Annotated in this window: 12 protein-coding genes; 5 read left to right on the top strand and 7 right to left on the bottom strand. The window is 34.1% G+C overall.

Annotation, left to right across the window (positions count from 1 at the left end):
• Nucleotides 1–45: 45 nt before the first annotated feature.
• The 3 genes from bglX to B0M43_RS23805 form a co-directional block, all read right to left on the bottom strand.
• Nucleotides 46–2,337 carry a beta-glucosidase BglX gene (gene bglX, locus B0M43_RS23795; protein ID WP_078005676.1) on the bottom strand — a complete coding sequence of 764 codons (2,292 nt, stop codon included), beginning with the start codon at nucleotides 2,335–2,337 and terminating at the stop codon, nucleotides 46–48.
• Between the two features lie 212 nt (nucleotides 2,338–2,549).
• Nucleotides 2,550–3,932: a sialate O-acetylesterase gene (locus B0M43_RS23800; RefSeq protein ID WP_078005677.1), complete on the bottom strand. Its 1,383-nt coding sequence runs from the start codon at nucleotides 3,930–3,932 to the stop codon at nucleotides 2,550–2,552.
• Nucleotides 3,922–5,016, bottom strand: coding sequence for an SGNH/GDSL hydrolase family protein (locus B0M43_RS23805; RefSeq protein ID WP_078005678.1), 1,095 nt, complete (start codon nucleotides 5,014–5,016; stop codon nucleotides 3,922–3,924). The genes B0M43_RS23800 and B0M43_RS23805 overlap by 11 nt, the downstream gene beginning before the upstream one ends.
• Before the next feature lie 218 nt (nucleotides 5,017–5,234).
• Here B0M43_RS23805 and B0M43_RS23810 point away from each other — a divergent pair, with 218 nt between their 5' ends.
• Nucleotides 5,235–5,744, top strand: coding sequence for a C40 family peptidase (locus B0M43_RS23810; protein WP_078005679.1), 510 nt, complete (start codon nucleotides 5,235–5,237; stop codon nucleotides 5,742–5,744).
• A gap of 109 nt (nucleotides 5,745–5,853) precedes the next feature.
• Here the strand turns inward: B0M43_RS23810 and B0M43_RS23815 are convergent, their stop codons facing one another.
• Both B0M43_RS23815 and B0M43_RS23820 read right to left on the bottom strand, forming a co-directional pair.
• Nucleotides 5,854–7,431 carry a murein L,D-transpeptidase gene (locus tag B0M43_RS23815; protein ID WP_078005680.1) on the bottom strand — a complete coding sequence of 526 codons (1,578 nt, stop codon included), beginning with the start codon at nucleotides 7,429–7,431 and terminating at the stop codon, nucleotides 5,854–5,856.
• A 161-nt stretch (nucleotides 7,432–7,592) separates the two neighbouring features.
• Nucleotides 7,593–8,009 (bottom strand): DUF1573 domain-containing protein, encoded by a 417-nt coding sequence (locus B0M43_RS23820; RefSeq protein ID WP_065451322.1) that lies wholly within the window; start codon nucleotides 8,007–8,009, stop codon nucleotides 7,593–7,595.
• A gap of 162 nt (nucleotides 8,010–8,171) precedes the next feature.
• On the opposite strand from B0M43_RS23820, the gene B0M43_RS23825 reads away from it, so the two are divergent.
• Together B0M43_RS23825 and B0M43_RS23830 are read left to right on the top strand one after the other, a co-directional pair.
• Nucleotides 8,172–9,434: a sensor histidine kinase KdpD gene (locus tag B0M43_RS23825; RefSeq protein ID WP_078005681.1), complete on the top strand. Its 1,263-nt coding sequence runs from the start codon at nucleotides 8,172–8,174 to the stop codon at nucleotides 9,432–9,434.
• Nucleotides 9,431–10,114, top strand: a complete 684-nt coding sequence (locus B0M43_RS23830) for a response regulator transcription factor (RefSeq protein ID WP_078005682.1) — start codon at nucleotides 9,431–9,433, stop codon at nucleotides 10,112–10,114. The genes B0M43_RS23825 and B0M43_RS23830 overlap by 4 nt, the downstream gene beginning before the upstream one ends.
• A 525-nt stretch (nucleotides 10,115–10,639) precedes the next feature.
• On the opposite strand, the gene B0M43_RS23835 is transcribed toward B0M43_RS23830, so the two are convergent.
• On the bottom strand, nucleotides 10,640–10,945 hold the full coding sequence (locus tag B0M43_RS23835) for a GIY-YIG nuclease family protein (RefSeq protein ID WP_078005683.1): 306 nt from the start codon (nucleotides 10,943–10,945) through the stop codon (nucleotides 10,640–10,642).
• A gap of 96 nt (nucleotides 10,946–11,041) precedes the next feature.
• On the opposite strand from B0M43_RS23835, the gene B0M43_RS23840 reads away from it, so the two are divergent.
• Complete coding sequence (locus tag B0M43_RS23840) at nucleotides 11,042–11,806, top strand: MBL fold metallo-hydrolase (RefSeq protein WP_078005684.1); 765 nt, start codon at nucleotides 11,042–11,044, stop codon at nucleotides 11,804–11,806.
• 2 nt (nucleotides 11,807–11,808) lie between these two features.
• On the opposite strand, the gene B0M43_RS23845 is transcribed toward B0M43_RS23840, so the two are convergent.
• Nucleotides 11,809–14,031 (bottom strand): radical SAM protein, encoded by a 2,223-nt coding sequence (locus tag B0M43_RS23845; RefSeq protein ID WP_078005685.1) that lies wholly within the window; start codon nucleotides 14,029–14,031, stop codon nucleotides 11,809–11,811.
• A gap of 124 nt (nucleotides 14,032–14,155) precedes the next feature.
• Here B0M43_RS23845 and B0M43_RS23850 point away from each other — a divergent pair, with 124 nt between their 5' ends.
• On the top strand, nucleotides 14,156–18,211 hold the full coding sequence (locus B0M43_RS23850; protein ID WP_078005686.1) for a T9SS type B sorting domain-containing protein: 4,056 nt from the start codon (nucleotides 14,156–14,158) through the stop codon (nucleotides 18,209–18,211).
• Nucleotides 18,212–18,259: the final 48 nt, after the last annotated feature.

The raw sequence follows: 18,259 nt of genomic DNA on the forward strand, positions 1-18,259 counted from the left end.
CAAAAATAAATCAATTTAACGACCAAAAAAAATAAAGTTTAATTACTATTTTATTTCAAAACCACTTTCTAATCCTTTATCAGAACTTCCTCCTACCATAATTTTAAAAGTTCCCGGTTCTACCAAATAATTACCATCATTATCATAAAAACCAAGCTCTTTTTCAGTCAAAGTAAAAGTTACCGTTTTGGTTTCTCCCTTTTTCAAATTCACCAATTCAAAACCTTTTAATTCTTTTATTGGGCGAACAATGCTTGCAAATTCATCATGAATATACAATTGTACTACTTCCTTTCCATCATAATTTCCGGAGTTGGTAACGGCAACACTAACCTGAACACTTTCTCCTTTTGCAAAAGCCGTTTTATTGATTTTCAGATTTTTATAATCAAACTTCGTATAACTCAATCCAAAACCAAACGGAAACTGAGGCGTTTTCTCCACATCCATATAATGCGACCAAAAAACATTTTTATCACTGTCAATTGGTCTTCCTGTGCTGTATTTGTTGTAATAAATAGGCACTTGCCCCACATTTCTCGGGAACGACATTGGCAATTTTCCACTTGGGTTGTAATCTCCATATAAAACCTGTGCTACGGCATTTCCGGTTTGAGTTCCTAATTGCCATGCTTCTACAATTGTTGGGATATTTTCTGCAGCCCAAGGAATACTCAACGGACGACCATTATTTAAAACCAAAACAATATTTCGATTCACTTTATAAATTTCTTCTAATAATTCTTGTTGTAATCCCGGCAAATTCAAATCGGTTCTGCTTCTCCCCTCACCGCTTTGAAAACCATATTCTCCCAGAACAATCACGACAACATCTGCATTTTTTGCAGCTGTTTTGGCAGCTTCAAAACTGCTTTTATCTGTCGTATTAAATACTGTTTCTGTTAAAAAAGTTGCTTTCTGTGACAACAAATCAACTCCTTTTTCAAAAACCAATTGATTGTCCTTGTATTGCTGCATTCCTTCTAAAACCGAAACGGCTGTGTTATCATCTGCTGCAATTCTCCAGCTTCCCAACGGACTGTTTTTATCATTTGCCAAAGCTCCAATCAAAGCAATTTTTTGTCCGGTTTTTTTTAGCGGAAGCAAGTTTTTGTCATTCTTTAATAATACGATCGATTTTTTTGCCATATCAAGAACGCCTTCATTATTGGCTTTACTGCCAACAACTGCTTTTTCGCGCTTTTCATCACAATATCTGTACGGATCATCAAATAAACCCAATTCAAATTTCACGCGGAGGATTCTGCGAACGGCATCATCAACCAAGGATTCTTTTACTTTTCCTTCTTTTACAAGTGCAACCAATTTTGCTACATACAAATACGATTCCATATCCATATCAGAACCTGCAATTACCGCTTTTGCAGTTGCATCGGCTTCATCTTTGGCATAACCGTGCGCAATCATTTCACGAATCGAAGCATAATCTGAAATCACAAAACCGTCAAACTTCCATTTTCCTTTCAGAATATCTCTTTGAAGGAAAACATTTCCCGTTGCCGGAACGCCATTCAAAGTATTAAAGGAATTCATAAACGTACGAACTCCCGCCTGAACCGTTGCTTCAAAAGGCGGCAAAACAGAATTGTACAATTTAGAATTACTAATATCAACAATATTATATTCCAGTCCGGCTTCAACATAACCATACGCCGCAAAATGCTTGGCGCAAGCCGCGATCGTATTTACTTTAGACAGATCAGCAATTGTTTCTCCTTGAAAACCATGAACTCTCGCAATCGCAATTTTACTTCCCAAATAAGGATCTTCACCCGCACCTTCCATCACACGTCCCCAGCGTGCATCATTTGCAACATCGACATTTGGACCAAAAGTCCAGTTAATACCGGATGCCGAAGCTTCATCTGCCGCAATGGCCGCCGATTTCTTAATCGCTTCCAGATCCCAACTCGCCGCTTCTGCCAACGGAATCGGGCTCAACGTTTTATAACCGTGAATTACATCAAAACCTATAATCAACGGGATTCCCAAGCGGGTTTCTTCTACCGCAATTTTCTGTACAGCTTTAACTTCTTTTACACCACGAACGGTTAACATTGAACCAACCCAACCTTTTCGTAAATGTTCGTATTTCAGTTCCGCACTTCCTCCTTTTGGAGCCGGTCCCGTTACATCCCAAAATCCGTTGTATTGATTCATTTGTCCCACTTTTTCTTCTAAAGTCATCAAAGGCAAAAGCAGATCAATTCGTTGTTCAACAGTCTTATTTTTATCCAGATACGGTTTTTTCTGTGCATTCATATTTCCAACAGTAAACAGGGTAAAAACCCCGATAGTTATTATTTTATTTTTCATTGGTTTTAGGATTGCCACAAAGGAACTAAGGCACAAAGTTTAAAGCTTTGCGACTTTGCGTCTTTGCGAGATTTTGATATTCAAAATGTTATTTATTAATTCAATTTGGCGATTTACTTTGCGGGACTTCGACTTCGCTCAGTCTGACAAAACAAAAAAAATCAGCATCAATCTGTTTAATCCGTAAAATCCGTGGGCAAAAAATCTAAAATCTAAAATTCATCCGTAAAACAAGAAGCAGGCAAATTCGCTTTATTAAACAAGTCAGATTGTATTGTATTTCCCCATGCAAATCTCACTTTTGCAGGATTTGAAACTTTTTTACTCGACAAAATCACCTGATTATTTTTTATCGAAGCTTCTGCAGGAAAAAAGATTCCATCAGCTCCAGCCAATTCAAACTGTTTTGATGTTTTGTTTTTAAAATACAATCCATCAGCATAATCAAAAGAAATTATGGCTTTGTTTTTTTCGACTTTAAAATCTTTAAAAAGTGGTCCGTTTACTATATTATTGTTCGTTTTGTACATTTCGGCAAGAGCCAAATTTGCCAAACGAATTCCGACATCTTTTTTATTTTTTGGATGAATATCAATCGTGTCCGAAATATCACTTGTTAAAACCATTCCGGTTTTCGGAACTTCTTTCAGGATTTTTCGTTGAGAATTTCTAACCGTAACATTTGAGAAATTATTACTGCCGGTTTTATATGGTGCAATCTGAACGAAATAAAAAGGGAATTCGTCTTGCCATGCTTTTCTCCAAGAAGTAATCAAAGCTGACAATGTTTTATCATAAACTAGCGAACCAACATTCGATTCGCCCTGATACCAAAGTGTTCCGGCAATTTTAAAACCTGTAAAGGGATAAATCATCGCATTGTAAGCACGTCCGGGCTGGCGCGGTCCGTATTCCTGTTCGTTTAATTTTTTAGCATTTTCTAATAAAATAGGATCATTTTGAACAACCTCTTCCGGCATCCAGATTTCGGCCGGAGTTCCGCCCCAGTTAGATGAAATTAAGCCAATTGGAACATTTTTTAAATCTTCGCGTAAGCGTTTGGCAAAAAAGTAACCAATGGCGCTAAAGTTTTTCATGGTTTCGGGAGTCGATTCAGCCCAATTTCCAAGTAAATTATTTTGCGGACTTGTAGCAGTTAATTTTGGAACCGTAAAAAATCTAATATTAGGATTTGTCGCATTTTTAGCTTCTTCATCGCCATTATCAATTCCCCAGCTTGCAGACATTTCCATGTTAGATTGTCCGGTGCAAAGCCAAACTTCGCCAATCAAAATGTTCTTCAATACAACTTCGTTATATCCTTTTATAGAAATCGTAAAAGGTCCTCCGGCTTCGGGCGTTTTGATATGCAATTCCCATTGCGCCTGATTATTGGCAGTCACTTTATATTCCTGGTTGTTCCAGCTAGAAACCAATTTGATTTCTTCTTTAGGATTCGCCCAGCCCCAAATTTTAACTTCGGAGTTGCGCTGTAAAACCATATTATCACCAAAAATATTCGGAAGTGTAACGTTTGCCATCATAGTACTGGAAATCATCAGAATGAAAACAAACTTAAATATATTATTTTTCATTTAGCAACTTTTTTAAAAACGGAGCATATTCCTGAGCCAAAACCTTATGATCAGCCACATCTGGATGTCCTGAACAGCCTTTTGGCGTCATAGGTTTAAATTTGAAAATCAAGATGGGTTTATGCGTTTTATCTTCTGCGAAAGCAGCTTTTACTTTATTAAGACAATCTTCAAAAACAATCGCGTTCTGACCGTTTATCATCGGACTATTTGTAATGACAATTTGTGCTTTTGGATTGTGTTTGTACAACATTTTTATAAAATTGATATAATTTGAAACGTATTTTTCAGCATTAAAAGGCAAACGTTCTTTTTTACCGTCTCCACCAGAAAAATCATTGGTTCCTAATGCAATACTTATAATGTCAGGCTGAAAAGCAAAATCATATTGAGGTTTAGAATTGTCTTTCGTTAAATACAAATTCTGATAAACATCGGGCATAATTCCTTCTTCTTTATTCTCATCATTCCAGTTTCTGTACATGCCAATTCCGGAAACTGAACTCATCAAATAATCAACGCCAATTGCTCTCGAAAGCACTGGACCATAAGCATAATAGCCATTATGATGATCAAAATACTCCCCTTTGTCACAAGGAACATCTGATGGATCGCTTGCCGCGCCACAAGTAATTGAATCTCCAATAAACTCAATTTTCTTTTTCTTTTTGGCCGAAATCGAAGTCAGTTTTGCAGTTGTTCCCGCAAATAAAATTCCACCGCTGTGCGCTTCTGTCGTTTTATAAATTTCTAAAGTATGTTCTTTTTTATTTACAGTTGTTTTTATTGGAAAAGACTGCGGTGCTCCTTTCTCAATTCTCAATTTTCCAATATATTTTCCATCTAAAACCAAAGAAACATAATTATGATGTTCCCATGCATCAACACTTTGAAGAGAAATCGAACATTCATTACCTGAAAAATTAAAAGAAACCGAAGAAGCCGTTCCTATTAAAACCACTTTGTTATCCGAAAGTTTTTCAACACGGCCCTGATATAGAAAAGTATTTGTTTTGTTTTGTGAAGTCGAAACAATCGAAATCAGCAAAAACGAAATTAAAAACATTATTTTTTTTAGAAACATAATTTATTTGTTAAAATATAAATGCGATTCACAAATATATTTGAAATACGATAACACTAAAGATACTAAAACATCAAAAAGCAATAAAAAAACACCAAAATAAAAAGATGTATCTTCCGTTCTTGTTATTCAACAATTCCTTATTTGTATAACATTGTTTTGATATTCAAAAGCAACGTTATACATTCATAAATAAAATCTTATAATTATACTTTAAAATGAAATTAACCCTATATATCGCATTTGCATCTATGATTCTATGTTCTTCTTTTACTTTACCAAAAGAAAAAAAGCCTGTTAGTTATCCAACCGAAAAAATACTGACTGCAATAGATCGCGATTCTATTATTACTTATGCGAAACAATATTTAGGAATACATTATTTGTATGCAGGAAATGATCCCAAAAAAGGTTTTGATTGTTCAGGCTTTGTCAATTATGTTTTCAAACATTTTGATGTTAGCGTACCCAGAAGTTCCAGCGGATATAAAAATTTAGGAGTTTCAAAAAAGCCTGAAGATTTTAAAGTGGGAGATGTTCTGGTTTTTTATGGCTATAAAAACAGAACAATTGTTGGACATGTGGGTATTATTTGCGAAGCCAACGGTATGAGTTCTAAATTTATTCATGCCTCATCCGGAAAAGCCGGCAGCGTAACGATTAGCGATTTAGATTCTGATCATTACAGCAAACGTTATTATAAGTGTGTTGATGTATTACCGAAATAAAGTTTTTTTGCCATGAATTACACGAATTTTCGCGAATTAATTTTTTTAGCATTGTAAATAAAAAATTTGTGAAAATTTGTGCAATTCGTGGCGAAATCTCTCTTAGCTTTTATTCTTCGGTAAGTAATTTTATCAGACTTTCATCTCTTTTATAAACATCTTTATAAAAGTTCAAATTGCCATCACGATCTACCCAGGCGGTGAAATAACCTATGTAAACCGGAATTTTCTTTTTTAGACTTACCCAGTTTTCTTTACCGGCATGCATGGCTTTATCGATACGTTCCGTAGTCCAGCTTGGATCTTGTTTTAAAATTTCGATGGCTAGTTCTCTTGGTTTTCCTACCCTAACGCACCCGTGACTAAAAGCCCTGCTTTCTCTTTCGAACAAACTTTTGGAAGGCGTATCGTGCAAATAAATATTATTTGAATTGGGGAATAAAAATTTCACTAAACCAAGCGAATTGTTTTTTCCTGGCAACTGACGAACTGCTCCATTATTCCATTCCAGATTTTTCTGTGCTAAATAATTCTTATTTCTGGCCATTCCTGGTTTTATCTCGCTTTTGATGATACTTGTAGGTACATTCCAATACGGGCTAAACACAATATTATTCATCATTCCGCTAAAAACTACGGTTTTGGTCATTGCTCTTCCTACTACCACAGGCGATACAAATGCAATTTCATGATTGCGAATCAAATACAATCTAAACTCTGGAATATTAACTTCGATGTATTCTTTCCCTTTTTCGAGTTCAGGATCAATCCATCTACAACGCTCCATATTGGCAATAATGGTTTTAATTCTGTCTGAAACAGGAATGTTGAGCTCCGCAATATGTTCCGGTAAAATCGTGTTTTTTGGTGTTAATCCGTGGTGCAATTCGTAGCTTCTGATTCCTTTTATCAATGTCGAATCACAAATATTACTTTTGCTGTTTTCTTTAAGATCTCCGGTTATAAAAAGCCTTTCTCTGATTTGTCCAATTGTTGCAACAGAATCTCCCAGTTTCAGACTTTTAACACCTTCTTCGGTTTCGATAGTTTTCCATCCACCTTTTTTCTCAATCTCTCTATATCGATGAAGCGCATCGCGAAGCTTATAATATTGACTGAACATTTTGCTTTTCTTGTCGTCGCTAATCGTAGCTTTTTTATAAATCGAATCTGAAAAAACCTGATAATTTACTTTTTTTCGAGGTAAAAGCCATTCTAATGAGCGGGTTGTTTTTTCGTCTACGCCGGAAACTTTCTGTACATAATAAAAATACAAATTGGTAATCATCAAATCGGTATCTGCTTTTGATAATTTGTTATCGGCTGTATGTTCAAAAATAGGATTGATCTTTTCATTATAAGGAAAATTAGCTTTTAAACCTTCCTGATCTAATCCTTTGTATTTATTAAATAAAGTATTTGCATATTCTACAACACCTTTATTATCCAGCCATAACTGGGTAGATTTATTTTTCTTGTACAAAGCCTGGACCTCGCTCTGAAATTTAATCAATTTAGGATACGCCTGATAAAATGTGGAAATGCCGGAACTGTCAATTGTAATTTTAAGTTCAGGAACCACTTTTTCTGAAGTCTTTGATTCTTCTGTGTTCTTGTCTGCTTTTTTATTACAGGAAACAGCACTAATAAGAAGTACTACAGCAACAAGCGGATACAAAATTTTCATAATATTTTTTTTAATAAAAATAGAAAAGTTTTGCCGAAATCAAAGCGTTTCCAAAAAAATTAATACTGCTTTAAAAATCTTATTTTTACTTTATAAAAAAACAAAAAAACTCCGAATACATTACATATCCGGAGCTTCTGCTTTATAACCAACCTTTATTTTTAGATTACTGTACCTTTTAAAGTAAGTACTTTTGGAGTTGTCTCCGCACTTGTTGTTACAGTAACTGTTTTTGTAAACCCACCTTTGTTTGCTGCATTATAAGTTGCTGTTACCTTAGCTGATTTTCCAGGTAAAATAGGCTCTTTTGTATAATCTGTTGCAGTACAACCACAAGATCCCTGAACGTTTGTAATTACAACGGCAGTTTTTCCTGTATTTTTAAATTCGTAAACAATTGCTTTTGGCGTTCCTTGCGGAATTTGACCTACATCAATAGTTTCTGCTTTCCATACAATTGTAGAAGCTGTTGCTGCTTCAACTTTTGTTTCAGATGTCAAAGACTGTATTGGTGCAATTGCCGAAAAAGACATTAAGCTTAAAGCTAAAGCTAACATCGAAATTTTAATCATTTTCATAGTTATATAATTTAATGGTTTATAGTTCTGATTTTGTTTTACAAAGATATTTCAGACAAAACCAAATCGCTGTTAACCGCTTTCAAATCTTTGTTAATGACTTGTTAATCGGTGTTTTTAAGCCTAAATTTGATTAATATTACACTCTGAAATACCGATTTCTTGAAAATAAATAAACTCAATAGTATTATCCTTCTGGGACTTGTTGCCATTATTAGCATATTGGTGGCACAGTTGCTTTGGACGAAAGAGGCTTTTACTTTAGAACAAAAAAAATTAAGCCAGAAAGCCAACATAGCCTTGCTGGAAGTTGCCCGAAAATTATACGAAGGAAAAGATCATGAATCGTCTTGTCTGAATCCTGTTCAGAAAATTTCAAACGATTATTATATTGTAAATATCCAGAACGATTTTGAACCGGATATTCTAGAATTTTATTTGAGATCAGAGTTTAAAAAAATGAACATCACAACTGATTTTGAATACGCAGTGTACAATTGCCAAAGTGATGAGATGGTTTACGGAAAATACATTTCGTTTGCTGAAAAAGAAAAAACAAAAAAAACAGTTTCTTTTCCAAAGCATAAAAATTTAGTATATTATTTTGCGATTCGTTTTCCTAACGAAACGACTTACTTATTCAGTTCGATGCGATTTTGGTTTATACTTTCGATCGCTTTAATTTTGATTTTATTGATTTATGTTTATTCGATTTTTACGCTTTTGCAGCAAAAGAAATATTCTGAACTGCAACGGGATTTCATCAATAATATGACGCATGAATTCAAAACGCCTTTGTCTTCTATATTAATTGCATCAAAATATTTAAGCGAACAAAATCCTATCAAAGACGATAAAAAATTGCACACCTACACCAATATCATTATCAATCAGAGTCATAAGCTGAACAATCATATTGAAAAGATTTTAAACGTTGCCAAATCAGATTATGCTCCTTTAGAATTAAAAAAAGAAACGGTTTTAATTGTTCCGATTATCGAAGAAACGATCGAAAATATTCAGTTAAAATATCCTGAAGCTTCTATTAAAATCGAAACACTTTCTACTGAATATCAAATAGAAACTGATGTTTTTCATTTCTCTAATTTGGTTTATAATTTACTGGATAATGCTATAAAATACTGTAATGAAAAACCGGAAATCACGATTGAAATCTCCGCAGAAAATTCAGTTATCAAAATAGCTTTTAGTGATAACGGAATTGGAATTTCTCCTAAAAATATGTCATTTGTATTTGATAAATTTTACCGTGCCCAAAACGAAAAAAGCAATGAAGTGAATGGTTTTGGACTTGGTTTGTATTATGTAAAAGAAATTTGCAACTTGCACAACTGGAAAATAAAAGTACAAAACAACCCAACAAACGGCATTACGATAACTTTGTCAATTCCTTATAAAAAATGAAACAATTCAAAATACTTTATACCGAAGACGATGAAACATTAGCTTTTTTGACCAAAGATAATTTGGAACAAAACAATTATGAAGTAATTCATTGTTGCGACGGACAATTGGGATTAGAAACCTTTAAAAAAGAAAATTTTGACATTTGTATATTTGATATCATGATGCCAAAAATGGATGGTTTTGAATTGGCTACCGAAATCAGAAAATTAAATACTGATATTCCGATTATCTTTCTTTCTGCAAAAACATTAAAAGAAGACCGTATTAAAGGTTTGCGTCTAGGCGCCGATGATTATTTGGTAAAGCCTTTTAGCATTGAAGAATTGCTGCTAAAAATTGAAATATTCCTGAAGCGTTCCCAGAAAAATATCCCAATAGAAAAATCGGTATACGAAATTGGAAAGTATCAATTTGACACCAACAATTTTATTTTATTTAATGAAAGTGAAAAAATCAGTCTGACACAACGTGAAGCCGAATTATTGAAATTATTTCTGGATAATAAGAATTCGGTTTTAAAAAGAGAACAAATTCTAACTTCGCTTTGGGGAACTGATGATTATTTTATGGGACGCAGTCTGGATGTTTTTATTTCGCGACTGCGTAAAATTTTAGTGAATGAAGAAGGTATTTCGATAGAAAATTTGCATGGAATTGGGTTTAGGTTTACGGTGTAAGCGCTCGTTTCTTTCCATATAACAACCTCAAAGATTCTCCTTTCTTCACACTGTTTGTCCTTCCGACGGAGGAGGAATCTCCGCGACAATATTCCGTAAAGTAATTTTTTAGTTCGAATGTAAAACAAATCTTTGGCGAGTTACTTGTGGAGATTCCTTGTTTCCAAAGACAAACGATAATAAAAAGGCTTTGTTACTAACAACTTCCACACAACACAACCGCAAAGATTGCCTTCCAGCGGAGGAGGAATCTTCGCTACAATATTCCGTAAAGTAATTTTTTTCAGTTCGAATGCAAAACAAATCTTTGTCGAGTTTCTTGCGGAGATTCCTCGTTCCTCGGAAGGACAAACGTTGTGGCAACTTTATGAAAAACAAAACTATGTCGAGTTTCTTGTGGAGATTCCTCGTTCCTCGAAAGGACATACTTGTGTTGAAAACCTATCAACAAAAAGTAACCACAAAGTTTGTCCTTCCGAGGAACGAGGAATCTCCACGATACTATTCCGCACGAGTAATTAAAGTTTAATAATCTAAAAACTTTAATTCAGGATTAATTATTTTTATAAGAGCTAATTTTTTCTCTCTTCTCCAACCTTTTATTTCTTTTTCTCTTGCAATCGCTTCTTGAATCCAAGTAAATTTTTCATAATAGAGTAAAAACTCCACATTATATTTTGAAGCAAAAGTCTTGTTTTTTGATACAATATTATTTTTATGCTGAAGTAATCTACTTCTTAAATCATTTGTAACACCTGTGTAGAAAACAGATTTTGCTTTATTTGTAATAATAGAAATGTAATATGTATGAAACCCAACCTCTAAATGCATAAAATTTAATAATAACAATTCTGCTAAAAATATAGAAAAAACTGTAAAATTAATTTTAAAAAACTTTCGTATTTTTAATATCTAATTTTCCTAGATATGAAATTACATCATTTACGTAACGCCACTTTAGTTATTGAAACTGAAACCGATGTTATATTGGTTGATCCCATGTTAGGAAAGAGAAAAACAATTCCGCCTTTTACGATTTTTCGTTATAAACCCCATAGAAACCCGCTTGTTGCTTTACCCAAAAATACGAGGGATATTTTAAGCAGGGTTACTATTTGCCTGATTACACATTTACATCCTGATCATATCGACAAAGCCGGTGAAGTTTTTCTTCGACGAAAAAGTATTCCGGTAATTTGCAGTGCAAAAGATGAAAATGCTTTGAGCGCAAGAGGCTTAAATATTCTCCAAACTTTAAATTATTGGGAACCGCAGGAATTTCTGGGAGGCAAAATTATAGGTATTCCGGCTATTCACGGTTACGGATTTATTGCAAAACTGATGGGAAACGTAATGGGTTTTTATATCGAATTACCTAACGAAAAATCAATTTACATAAGCTCAGATACCATTTTTACTGAACATGTACAAAAAGTACTGATTGAGTTTAAACCAGAAATTGCCGTCGTAGCCTGCGGAACTGCGAGATTAGATATTGGTCAGCCATTATTAATGAGAATGAATGATATTCTGAAATTTGTCGCCTTGGCGCCTAAATATATTTTGGCAAATCATTTAGAAGCTTTAAACCATTGCCCGACAAAAAGAGCTGAATTAAGACTAGCCTTAGAGCAAAATGATCTTTTAGATAAAGTTTCGATTCCGGAAGATGGCGAAATTGTTTCGTACTAAAGTTATAAAACCAGTAAACCAAATTCACGTAAAGTATTAATAGGTTTTGAATACCAGAACAATTCAAAATCTTCTAAACTCGTTTCAAAATCGGCTTTTACTTCCTGAAAAGTATAATTTTTAGCATTTGAGATTGTAATTTTAGTTAAAATTTCGACCAGCCATTCTCCTTCTTCTTTATTGGTCTGAATATTGAAACTTTCCTTTTTATCATGAAAAGTAAAAGTCATCATTTCCCAGGATCTTCCTTTTTTAGATTTTGTAAAATGTTCTGTAAAAGGCTTTCCTCCTAACCAAACTACTTTTGCATTTGGTTTTGTATTGAAGTCATTTCCTTCTTCAAGTGCATTAAAAATAAAATCAGGATCTATTTTTGTTTTCGGAATTTTAAAATCAAACCAATCCTGCAATTCGTAGTCAAAACAGATTCCGTGCATGAAATTAAAAAGTGATTTCTTTAATCCGAAACTAAATTTATCATGATTGATTCCTGTAGAATCTGTATAGTCGATATCGTTATTGGCAAAAGTTCCAATGGCTTCGGTCTTTTTTGTTACGCCAAATTTCTCCGGATACAAACCAACCGGACTATGTGCGGTCATCGCAAATTGGTGCCAAAATCCGGATTGCAAAATTCCCGCTTCGAATAACTGACGTACCATTTCAAGACTATCTACGGTTTCCTGAATGGTTTGTGTTGGATATCCGTACATTAAATAGGCATGAACCATGATTCCGGCTTCGGTAAAATTTCGGGTCACTTTTGCAACTTGTTCCACCGTTACGCCTTTGTCAATTAATTTTAATAATCGATCTGAAGCCACTTCTAAACCTCCGGAAACAGCAATACAACCGGAAGCTTTTAGTAACAAACATAAATCTTTCGAAAAACTTTTTTCAAATCGAATGTTTGTCCACCACGTAACAGCCAGTTTTCTACGTAAAATTTCCAATGCCAAAGCACGCATCAAAGCAGGCGGCGCAGCTTCATCGACAAAATGAAACCCATTTTGCCCTGTTTGCAGCATCATATCTTCCATTCGATCGCACAATAAATTGGCTGCAACCGGTTCGTATACTTTGATGTAATCTAATGAAATATCACAAAAAGTACATTTTCCCCAATAACAACCGTGTGCCATGGTAAGTTTATTCCAGCGTCCGTCACTCCACATTCTGTGCATTGGATTTACAATTTCGATAACCGAAATGTATTTATCCAAAGGCAAATCAGAATAATCAGGCGTTCCTACGTAGGCTTGTTTATAATCGTGTTTTAGAGAATTGTTTTTGTACACTACTTTTCCATCTTCTAATAAAAAAGTTCTTTTATAAGAATTGGAATTTGGATTTTCTAAATTGAAAATTAATTCTTCTATTGGAACTTCTCCATCATCTAAAGTGATAAAATCGAAAAATTCAAAAACACGTGCATCCGAAAGTGAACGTAATTCGGTATTAGGAAAACCGCCTCCCATAGAAATTTTGATTTCGGGATGATTTTGTTTGATCCATTGTGCACATCGGAAAGCGCTGTATAAATTTCCCGGAAAGGGAACAGAAATCAGGAAAAATGTAGGTTGAATCGTTTCAATCTTCGATTTTAAAATCGAAATTAAAATCGCGTCGATATAAGTTGGTTCTTGCTGTAAAGCCTCGTACAATTCATCAAACGAATTGGCGCTTCGGCCCAAACGTTCAGCATATCGGCTAAAGCCAAAATTTTCATCGACACATTCAACAATATAATCGGATATATCTTCAAGATACAATGTGGCTAAATGTTTCGCTTTATCCTGCGTTCCCATGGTACCAAAAGCCCAATCGAGTTCTTCTAACTGCGCAAAACGAGAAGCTTCCGGCAGAAAATCTTCCTGACAAATTTGCAAAGCCAAAGTTGGATTTTTCCCCTGTAAAAACTGAATTACAGCATCAATAGTTTTGATGTATTCGTCCTGTAAAGCAAAAATACGCTTTGAGTTATCAGAAACATCATCCCTCGACTCCGCTCGGGAGGACACACTTTCAAACTTGAAACCTGAAACCTGAAACAAATCAATCAAACCTTTTTTCGAAAACAATTCTAAAATCACATCAATACCCAAATCAGCCTGAACCGATTCGATATTTTTTGTATTTAAAAATCCTTTTATATACGCTGTCGCCGGATACGGAGTATTCAGTTGGGTAAAAGGCGGCGTAACAACAAAAAGTTTGGTTTTCAAGACAAGATTATTTTTTTGCAAAAATACGGGATATTTAGAGACTTTTCAGGAAAAGATTCAACTTGTGATTTTAGTTTTATTTTGTAGATAATTAATTACATTTGTCGCTATCCAAATTTTACAAATGAAGCAAACTTTACTTTTATTTTTTTTACTACTTACAACTCATTTATTTTCTCAAAATAAAAATCAATCTATTGGTTTTAAAGAAAATAAAGGTCAAATAATCGATCAAAAAGGAAAATCAAATACTGCTGTAAAATATCTTTTAAACTCTAATGGATTAAATGTTCAGCTTAAAAAAAACGGATTCTCCTATGACGTTTATGAAGTAAATAAAATTCCCGTTGTTCGTTCTCAAACAGCAAAAACACTTCCTTATCAGATTCCGGAAAAAGACAAAGAAGAAAAACCAGAATATAATTTAGAATACACTTTTCATCGAATTGATATTGATTTTGTAAACTCAAATTCTAAAGTTGAATTGATTACGGAACAAAAATCAGCAGATTTTGATAACTATTATAATATTCCAAATAAACCGGAAGGAATTACCGGCGTTCATCAATTCAAACAAATTACCTACAAAAATATTTACCCTAATATTGATGTCGTTTTTACGATTCCGAATGATCCTAAAAAAGTTGTCGAATATAATTTTGTTATCCATCCAAAAGGAAAAATTTCTGATATTCAACTAAAATTTAGTGGTGCTGAAACTGATTTGGTTGACAATAAAATTGAGATGAATGTTCGTTTTGGAAAAATGGAAGAAACATTGCCAGCAAGTTGGATTGAAGAAGGAAATCGCAAACAAGAAATTGCCGTTGGATATAGAAAAATAAAGAAGGATGTGTATGGGTTTAGTAGTTTAGAAGCTGTTTCTGGAAAAACAATTGTAATTGATCCTGTGCCAACGAGACTTTGGGGGACTTTTTATGGAGATCACACTGGTTCAGGCCAAGTACTTAGTCCTTCAAGTATCAGTACAGACTCTTTTGGAAATGCATATGTAGCCGGAAGTACAAATGCTCAAAATTCATCATATGCCACAACAGGGGCACATCAAACAACACCATCATCAGTCTATTTAAATGGTATCATTGAAAAATTTGCCCCTAATGGAAATCGTTTATGGGGAACTTACTATGGTGGACAAAATTATTCTGGCATAACTGATGTAAAAATAGATTTTCAGGATAACATAATTATAACAGGGACAACTCAAGATCAAACTAACATAAGTACTGCAGGATCATATAAACCCAATTTAGGAGGTTATCAAGATGCTTTTTTGATAAAATTTAATAGTTCAGGTATTAGATTGTGGGGAACTTATTTTGGGGGCGAATATGAAGATTCGGGATTTGCTTTAGATGTCGATAACAACGACAACATTTATATTATTGGCCTTACTAATAGTACAACTGGTATTGCTATAAATAGTAAATTTCAAACACATATAAATGTAGACCCGGCTTTCTCTAATACAATTGACGGATTTCTAGCAAAATTTGGATCTTCAGGAAATTTAATTTGGAGTTCTTATGTAGGAGGTGAAAATCGTGATATATTTAATGATATAGTAGTAAAAAATAATTACTTGATTATAGGAGGATATACATACAGTTTTAATAATATTTCTACACCAGGGGTTTTTCAAGAGTTACACGACCCAATTAGACATCCAGATGGAGTTTTATACAAATTTTCTATTAACGGAGAAAGAATATGGTCAACTTATTACGGTGGAGAACAAATTGACGAAATCTATGCAGTAGAAGTTGACGATGAAGATAATATTTATATTGGAGGAGAAACAGCAAGCAATAATAACATGACCACTTCTGGCAGTTTTGAAAGCAGTAATAATTTTTCATATAAAGGATTTTTCGCAAAATTGAATTCTAATGGTCAAAGAATTTGGGGCAGTTACTTAGGTGAAAATCATATTTCTTCAATAGTTTTTAGAAACAACTCAATATATTTTGGTGCTACAAACTCTGGATTTGCTAATCCCAAATTAACAAATGCTTGTTCATACAGATCAAACAAACATTTTGAAAGATACATTGCTAAATTTTCTAAAGAAGCAGATTTTATATGGGGAACAGATATTGGTGGCGATGCATTAGAAAGTCCTACAAAAATAGCATTAGACAGAAACAATAACATATTTGCCAGCGGGAATTCACGTGAGAATAACGGTATTGCTGATGCGAGTTCCTATCAATCTAACATTCTCGGGTTTCATAATTATTTTTTAATGAAATTTGAGGAATCAGTTATACTTGGTATTCCAAAAGCAGAAAGCAACTCCCCCGTTTGCATTGGTAAAACTTTAGAGCTTAAAGCATCCGGAGGAACAAATTATTCATGGACTGGACCAAATGGATTTACATCAACAGATCAAAACCCAACCATTACAAATGCTACAACTCTTAATAGCGGAGAATATAGTTGCTTAATTACCGGAACGGGCGGCTGCGATGACACAAAAAAAATCACTGTAGTTATTGGGGATGTTGAAAAACCAGTTCCTGATATTGTAAATCTTCCTACAATAACAGGAGATTGTAATACAATAATATCAACCATTCCAACAGCCACGGATGTCTGCGCAGGAGCTATAACAGGCACAACCACAAACCCGTTATCATACAATTTACCGGGAACTTATACCATTGTTTGGAGTTATAACGACGGAAACGGAAACATTTCAACCCAAAGTCAAACGGTAAATATTACAAGCCAACCTCTTCCTACAGCCAATTCCCCACAAACATTTTGCTCCAACCAAAATGCAACTTTAGATGATATTGTTGTAACTGGACAAAATAAAAAATGGTATGATGCTGCAACAGCCGGAGTCATTTTACCAAATATTACAACAGTCCAAAATGATGTAACTTACTATGTTTCACAAACAATTGATGGCTGCGAAAGTACCAGAATACCTGTAACAACAAAAATTCAGAATACTTTAGCACCAACAGGAGATGCAAATCAGCCCTTTTGTACAGGACAAAATCCAACAATTGCTAATATTCAAGTTACAGGAAATTCAATAAAATGGTATGATGCAGTAACAAACGGTTTATTATTACAAGAAACAACCAATCTTGAAGACGGAAAAACCTATTATGCTTCTCAGACAATTAATAATTGTGAAAGCCTAAGATTCGGAATTACAGTTTCAATTGTAAATACTCCTTCTGCTCCAACTGGAAATGCAAATCAGGAATTTTGCAAAAGCGAAAATGCAACATTAAATGACATTCAAATAACAGGACAAAACACAAAATGGTACGATACTAGTTTCTCAGCTGCTGTTTTACCCAATACAACTGTAATAGAAAACAATAAAACGTATTATGTTTCTCAAACCATTGGATGTGAAAGTGAAAGAACTCCAATTCTAGTTCAGGTTTATGATACTCCTTTACCAATTGGAAACAATAATCAACAATTTTGTATCGATGAAATTGCAACTTTAGAAAACATAGCGTTAACCGGAACGGCAATTAAATGGTATGACTCCGCCACAAATGGCAACATTTTACCAGAAACCACTTTATTACAAAATGGTATTTATTACGCTACGCAAACAGTAAACAATTGCGAAAGTAAAAGATTAGCGATAACAGTAAAAATTCAGGATACACAAAATCCAATTGCTGATTCTCCGCAGACATTCTGTGTACAACAAAATGCTTCAATAAAAAGCATTAACATTACAGGGCAAAATATTAAATGGTATCAAAGTACATCTTCCAATAATACTTTGTCTGAAACAACAGTTCTTCAAAACGGAATCACTTATTATGCCTCACAAACCATAAACAATTGCGAAAGCGACAGAATTCCAATTACCATAAATATTTTAGAAGCAACTCAGGGAGATTGTATCAATTTTGTTGATGAACTTCCTTTTCCTAAATTCTTTACACCAAATAATGATGGTTATAATGATACCTGGACAATAGATTTCGCTTATTTGAAACCGAATACAAGAATCAAAATATTTGATCGCTACGGAAAATTCATCAAGGAACTAAATTCTAATACTTCCTGGGACGGAACTTATCTTGGTACAAATGAACCTGCCTCAGATTACTGGTTTACAGCAACAAGATTGAACGGGGAAGAATACAGAGGCCATTTTAGTTTGAAGAGATAGATTTAACTACAAAGTTCGCAATCACGATAATTATCAAGATTGCGGACT

Source organism: Flavobacterium sp. KBS0721, from assembly GCF_002007065.3.
In the GTDB taxonomy this organism is placed as follows: domain Bacteria; phylum Bacteroidota; class Bacteroidia; order Flavobacteriales; family Flavobacteriaceae; genus Flavobacterium; species Flavobacterium piscis.